Below are 7,017 nucleotides of genomic sequence, written 5' to 3' on the forward strand. Positions count from 1 at the left end.
TGAAAAATATTACTTCTTCAGAAGTTTGTAAGTTCCAACGTGGCCGTTCACTGTAACTTTCATTACATAAGATCCGGTGGCAAGATTTGAAATATTCAACTGAGAAGTGGTGGCTTCTATATTTTGGTCTACTACTTTTTGACCTAACATATTATATATAGTTGCACTTTCAATTATGTTTACCGCAGTTAGATTAAGAACATCATCTGCCGGGTTTGGATAGAAACTAAATCCAGCAATAACATTATCTTCTACGTCAAGGACATCACATTCAATAAAAATATCCGCAATTCCTCCATGATTTACAGCATAAACATAATATGTTTGACCAGCTACAGTTGGTATAGAAGCTGAAGTTCCAGGAGCACATTGATTATCCCAATAGTCTACCAAAACAAGATCAGTCTCAACTGCATTTTCGTCTGGTGCGGTATAGAATGTAATAGAGCTAAATTGTTGAAACAACATCACCAAAGTAGCATTCACAGTACCGCCGCCTAATACTTCAGCAATAAGTGCTTCACCAAAAACATCAGCAACCATTACGGCAGGAATAGTAACTTGGTCTCCAACGGCACCACCTCCCATAACAATTGGGGGATCTGGATTATTGTTCACCACAATTACGGCAATTGCACCTGCCATTTCAGCTGCTAAAGCTTTAGCACCAAATTCACAACTTCCTCGTCGAACAATAGCAATCTTTCCTGCTAAGGCTCCTCCATTAGTAACTGGATCACAAGCGTCATTCTCATCTGTTCCTCCGCCGGAATTATCATCAATTACCACAGCTGTATCCTGAGTTAATGGGAATGTTGTTAATGTTCCTCCAAAACTCGCCGGGACTGCTGCGTAATAACCTGCTAAAGGCCCGTTATTTACAATTAAATTCACTTGAGGAGTCGGTTGGTTCTGAATAGATGCTGACGCAGTTCCATCAGTTGTCGGTGTAAAGTTATACCATACCCCTCTTGCACCTGCATTATCACAGCCAGCTGGTGTACCACCGGCTTCACTAGTAGCAGCAGGCATAGCCACAGCTGGGTCTGTATAAGGACATCCTATCTCATCAACATCAATAGAATTAGCAATTTCATCATTCGGTGGTGGTATTGGAGTACACTGAATATCTAATTCAAAGTTTCCGGTTGCGCCACCAAATCCATGTACTAATATAAGGAAGGTCGTATTTCCATCACTTTGGAAAGAAACTTCAGACTGTAATCCACAAGTATCATCATTTCCTACAACACAAGTTAACGGTGGTGCACCACAGTCTCCTGTATACACAGATAGTTTAGCATCATAGTCCGTTGTACCCGTACACATTGTAATGGTAATATCGGTTACTAAACCTGTGTTGTCTGTAAGTACATACCAAACACCAGGAGAAGTTACTCCTGTATCACACAATGGTGCTACAGCTGAATCGATGGTCGCATCAATAGTAGTACCTGAAATAAAATCACCACAACTAACGGCAATTGCATTAGCACATAAATCGTTTGATGGTGGTGGTGGTGCAGGAACACACGATACTGCCATACTAAAGGCTCCGGTTGCTCCTCCAAATCCTTCAACAGCTATATAATAGGTAGAAGTACCGTTAGAGGTAAATGTCAATTCAGACTGTAAGCCACAGAAATCATCGTTAGTAGCTACCTGAGCTCCGCCACAGGCATCAAACACAGTTAATCGTGAATCGAATCCGGTACCGCCATCACAAAGTGATAAGGTAACATACTCAAAAGAACCAGAACCGGTAAACTCGAACCACTCATCGGGAGAGGTATCAAATCCACCTTGATCTGTATTATCGGAAGTATCACCTAAATAGGTGTTACCACATGAAACTTCAGTAGCATTAGCACAATCATCGTTATCCGCTACCGGACCTGCACCAGAAATACTTGCCCAAGCAACTTGATTGGTTCCTCCCGGAGTAGTGCCTCCTAAAACACCTAGAAGTGTGGTTGCACCGGTTCCTGTATTAAATGATCTCCATTCTCCTAAAAATGCTCCATTATTAAATGCTGCCAGATAAATTGTATCGGTGTTAGGGTCCCAAGTCATTCCTTGACCGAAGTTACCGTCAAAGCCGGTAGGTCCTAATAATGTGGCAGCTCCTGTTGCCAGGTTTATTGAATATGAATTATCATCAACAATATCGTAAGTATAAGCCTCTCCTGCACCATTAATAGCCAATGCAATTGCAAGTCCTGCACTTCCTAATGGGCCTACGGCCGTAGCAGAAGGAACGCCCGGGTCTACCGTATATAAGGTAGTTCCATCAACTCCATATAGCACTCCATCAACTGGATTGAATTCAAGACCATTTAATCCTCCTGGTAATCCAACATTTCCAAGAGAAGTATAAACTCCGGTAGTAATATCTACGGAAAAGATACCTCCAACATTATTTACTACGATAGCGGTATTTGGATTATTAGGATCAATCGCACCTGATCCTTCGAAGTTTGGACCTACTGTACCAGCCGGACCAACATTGTTTAAAACATCAGGAGTGGTAGGATCAAAATTAATGAACATCTCAGGGGCCGGGAACGTAAGTGCTCCATAAGCCAATCCTGTGCCACCACCGCCGCCACCGGCTTCGTCTCCTACTATATTCATAACAAATGAATTATTCAATCCAAAAGCAGCGAATAAATCGGTTGGGGTATTGGCACCACAATCCGGAGCCGTAATCCAAGAAGGACCTGTTTGTCCATCTAAATTACATCCAAGGAAAAATGAAGTAGAGCCATTACCTACAATTGCTAGTTCGTAAATCATATGTAAACCGGCAGGAATAGTTGCACTAATAGGAACTGAAACAACAGTACCGGCATCACCGGGAACTGCATTATAAACGGTTGTTCCCTCAAGTGTCAATGCACCTCCTGGCCAAGCTCCAACTATTGAATAGATATTTACAGTAACAGGGAAATTTGAAGAAATTGTTTCAATCCCAAATTCTGCACTAGTTACTTCAAAATCTCCGCTAATTCCAAAGGTCGATAGATCAAAATCTCTGAAAAAGCTATTATTATTTGCAATACCTCCTGTATTACAAGTAATTCCATCACCCGGATTAATAGTTTGCGTAACACTATGTGTAATCACAACAGCAGCTGCTTCTTGCAGCCCGTCACCAAGTGTAGCCGATCCGGCTGGTAAATTAAAAATTGGTGTGCCCGTTCTTCGAGATCCTAAGAAAGAATCTCCTCCTGTAGGAGCATAAATTACCGGACTACTATTAGGAATAACCTTTCTTTTTGAAAAGTGTTCCTTGAGCTTTTGCTGCTCAGAGGCTGTAAAAAAATCGGAAATACTTCCAGTTTGATTCCCGACTTGGGAATACTTTTTTAACAAATCATCCATCGTGGACGATGGACGTAATTCTTGCGCACTTAAAGTTGTCGTGAGACAAATCAATAAGCACCATAGGAAAGTAATTTTTCTCATAATTAATAGATTAGTTAATATTCTATTAAAAATAGGAAAAAAAACATTACCATTCATACAAATTTCGACAAGCTACAGTTTTTTTTTCGACGAAGTCGGAATTCACCCGCAAAAACAGTAAAAACCTTAATCCGAGCGCCTTCTAAAGCATTCAGGGAATTACAGCTAGCTATTATTGGCCATCCATAAACGTCTTCATAACCTCATTGCTTACTCCCATATTGGAAAATCCGCCGTCATTATAAAGATTTTGCAACGTAACCCGTTTGGTTAAATCACTAAATAATGAAACCGTATAATTTGCACAATCCAAGGCCGTTGCATTTCCTAATGGCGACATTTTTTCGGCATAGGCTATAAAACCATCAAAACCTTTTACACCCTGCCCGGCAGTAGTTGGTGTTGGTGATTGTGAAATGGTATTTACACGCACCTTTTTGTCTCTTCCAAAGAAATACCCAAAACTGCGCGCTATAGATTCTAAATACGCCTTGTTATCGGCCATATCATTATAGTCAGGAAAAAACACGTTGTGCTGCCATATAGGTTAAAGCAACAATGCTCCCCCATTCATTCATGGCGTCCTTATTGTATAAGACACTCATGGTCTTGTGAAAGGAAACTGCAGATACATCCCATCCTTTATGTGTCCAGTCGTAATTCTGGTCGGTATAGAGTTTTCCTTTACGCACGTTTACAGACATTCCAATAGAGTGCAACACAAAATCTAATTTTCCTCCTAAAATCTCTGTGGCCTTTTCCACTAAATTTTCCAAATCTTCCATACTTGTAGCATCCGCAGGGATTATTTGTGACCCGGTTTTTTCAGCTAAGGCATTAATTTGTCCCATTCGCATAGCTATTGGAGCATTGGTTAACACAAAGCTTCCACCCTCTTCATGAACACGCTCTGCGGTCTTCCAGGCAATCGAATTTTCATCCAAAGCCCCAAAAATAATTCCTCTTTTCCCTTTTAGTAAGTTATATGCCATGTTGTTCCAATTTTATGTCTATACTATGTTGAATTCTTGTTTAATATATGTAAACGATAAAAAACAAAGATACATTTAATTCAATAATTCTTTGGCGTGTGCCAAAGCGAATCCGTAACTTTTATACCTCCAATCATCTGCGCAATTTCCAGAATACGCTCTTCCTCGTCCAGTGTCTTTAAACGTGTAACCGTTATCGCATCTTGGTCTTCCTTATATACCTTAATATGATGTTCCCCCTTTGCCGCAATCTGCGGTAATGTGTAATGCTGAATAATTGCATGGATTGGCTCATCCCGCTTAAAATTGTTGCCATCTTGTGCGCAATCTCCCCCGAAACTCCCGTGTCAATTTCATCGAAGATGATAGTAGGGAGTTTTTTTGTATTTCGTCAAGACGGCTTTAACAGGCAAGCATTATCCGACTTAATTCCCTTCCCGAAGCAACTTTTTTTAATAAACCAAAAGGCAGTCCTTTGTTCGCGGTAAACAAAAGTTCTAACGAATCGGTTCCGTTTTTTCGAAAGTTTTCGGCAGATGTTAGCTCAAATTTAAATCGCGCATTAGGAAGACCCAACTCGCTTAAAAACGATTCCAACTTTTCCTTTAATACAGGAATAGCCTCCTTGCGTTTTACATGTATCGCTTGTCCCAGTTGAGAGGTCGCATCTTACAAACCGCAAGGGCTTCGGCCGTGGTTTTAATACGCCTCAGATGTAATGTCATCTCAATTTTTTTGTTTTCTAATCTGTTTCAATGACTTTGAGTTCGTCCACCGAGCCCACAGTGTGTTTATGCTGCAGTTTGTATAGGGCTTGCAACTTTTCATTGAGCGTTAATTTTTCGGGATCGGCTTCAATGGTAGCTGCACTATCTTCGGCTGTCTCCAAAATGTCTTCCAACTCTATAACAACACTGTTTAAGCGATTCCAAGCGATTCAAATTCCGAAGAAAAACTCAACTTCCCCAAGGCCGCGCTTCCTTCAGCGTAGTGAGACTCCCTATTTGTTCTTCGGAAAGTAATTGAACTATTTTTGAAAGAGATTCCTGAATTTCTTCGGTATTGGAAAGCGTTTCATAGGTTTCTTCCAACTCCTGCTGATTTATTTTTTCGAGCTCTATTTCTTTCAGTTCATTGTACAAAAAGGTATTGTAATCTAATTCCTTCGTAGCGTTTTCCTGGGTATTTTTTAACGCCGAAAGTTCTTCTGAAAGTGCTTTGTATTGCTCTAATTTCTGGGAATACTTTTGAAGCTCTTCCGAAGTATTTGCCAACGCATCTATCACTTCCAACTGAAATGTTTCAGACGAAAGGGTCAGGGTCTCATGCTGACTGTGAATATCGACCAAATGCGGCCCCAATGCCTGCAACTGTTGCAACATCACCGGCGTGTCATTTACGAAGGCTCTCGATTTTCCATTGGGCAAAATTTCCCGACGGATAATTGTATGCGACTCGTAATCCAGATCGTTTTCATCAAAAACCGATTGTAGATTGTATCCATCCAAGGCAAATTCGGCTTCGATAATACATTTTTTTGAAGAATTCTTTACACTGCTCAAATCTGCTCTCTTTCCCAACACCAATGCCAAGGCTCCCAATAAAATAGATTTACCGGCTCCTGTTTCCCCTGTAATGATAGTAAGTCCCTTGTTGAAATCAACACGGATATCATCGATTAAGGCATAGTTTTTTATGGAAAGTGTGGTAATCACAACCGCAAATTAAGTTAGAAAAAGCACAATAGCTTGACAACTTCTAAAATAGAAGAGTTTTATTATTCCTGCAAGAAAAAGGAGGGTTGTTTAAAACTTAATTTCGGTCCAATTAGAACGTTTGGTGGGTGCCATTCTATTTAGATTTTCAACTAAAGTGACGATATCAACCGAAGGTCCTCCGCTAAAAACTGCCTGAATTTCATCACTTTTGGCGTCAAAAAAGGTGCGCACCAGAAACGAATTAGGTCTTCGGTCGTTTACATTTTTCATTCTGGCCAAGGCATCTATTAATTTCAGCTTTGCGTCCCGTTGATTCTGAACCATCACATCCATCCCAAGACGGTGATATTCGTACATTACTGTATGGAATTCGGCATATACATTAGACAACACCGCATCATTAAAACGGTAACGCGATTGCACCCATCGGTAGGACGCCAACCAATAAAACCACTGGATGCAGCAGTATTTACAATTTGCTTTGCAATTTCAAAATACTCCGCACCTCCGTTTTGTGAATAGGTAGCTGCATCGAGTCCGATAATAGTATAGACATGATACGCCAAAACAGAGATTAAATTAGAGTCGAACGTATTAATATTAAAAGTAAGGGGTTGAAACTCGGTATACTTAAAATTGAAGTTTTTGTCGTTGTAATTGTATATCGGACTGTCGTAGGTCGACCCGAAAACAGGGCGTGACGACTGTACCTGGAGGGTAGCTGTAAAGGTATCTCCACTGTATTCCGAAATAATAATAGACATGTTACAATCGATTCGCTCCTGATTTTTTATAGACCTTATCCGTCCATTTGGTGTTGTTCAAAAACTCGGTAAGTT

General features: G+C 40.5%; 3 protein-coding genes and 2 pseudogenes. All 5 read right to left on the bottom strand.

Annotated features, from left to right (window positions below; translation table 11 throughout):
- Positions 1 to 9: 9 nt before the first annotated feature.
- Positions 10 to 3,468, bottom strand: coding sequence for a PA domain-containing protein (locus ATE92_RS13905; protein WP_157809507.1), 3,459 nt, complete (start codon positions 3,466 to 3,468; stop codon positions 10 to 12).
- 172 nt (positions 3,469 to 3,640) lie between these two features.
- Positions 3,641 to 4,460 (bottom strand): annotated as a pseudogene (locus tag ATE92_RS13910) (enoyl-ACP reductase).
- Positions 4,461 to 4,535: 75 nt separating this feature from the next.
- A pseudogene (locus ATE92_RS14280) lies at positions 4,536 to 6,175 on the bottom strand (DNA repair protein RecN).
- Positions 6,176 to 6,265: 90 nt separating this feature from the next.
- Complete coding sequence (locus tag ATE92_RS13920) at positions 6,266 to 6,535, bottom strand: DUF4835 family protein (protein ID WP_369819728.1); 270 nt, start codon at positions 6,533 to 6,535, stop codon at positions 6,266 to 6,268.
- Positions 6,535 to 6,942, bottom strand: coding sequence for a DUF4835 family protein (locus ATE92_RS13925; RefSeq protein ID WP_157809655.1), 408 nt, complete (start codon positions 6,940 to 6,942; stop codon positions 6,535 to 6,537). The genes ATE92_RS13920 and ATE92_RS13925 overlap by 1 nt, the downstream gene beginning before the upstream one ends.
- Positions 6,943 to 7,017 lie beyond the last annotated feature (75 nt).

The organism is Ulvibacter sp. MAR_2010_11, assembly GCF_002813135.1.
Lineage (GTDB): Bacteria > Bacteroidota > Bacteroidia > Flavobacteriales > Flavobacteriaceae > Altibacter.

Coding starts and splice junctions, on each gene's coding strand:
- ATE92_RS13905 (WP_157809507.1), bottom strand. CDS start 3,468: ATGAGAAAAATTACTTTCCTATGGTGCTTATTGATTTGTCTCACGACA.
- ATE92_RS13920 (WP_369819728.1), bottom strand. CDS start 6,535: ATGTACGAATATCACCGTCTTGGGATGGATGTGATGGTTCAGAATCAA.
- ATE92_RS13925 (WP_157809655.1), bottom strand. CDS start 6,942: ATGTCTATTATTATTTCGGAATACAGTGGAGATACCTTTACAGCTACC.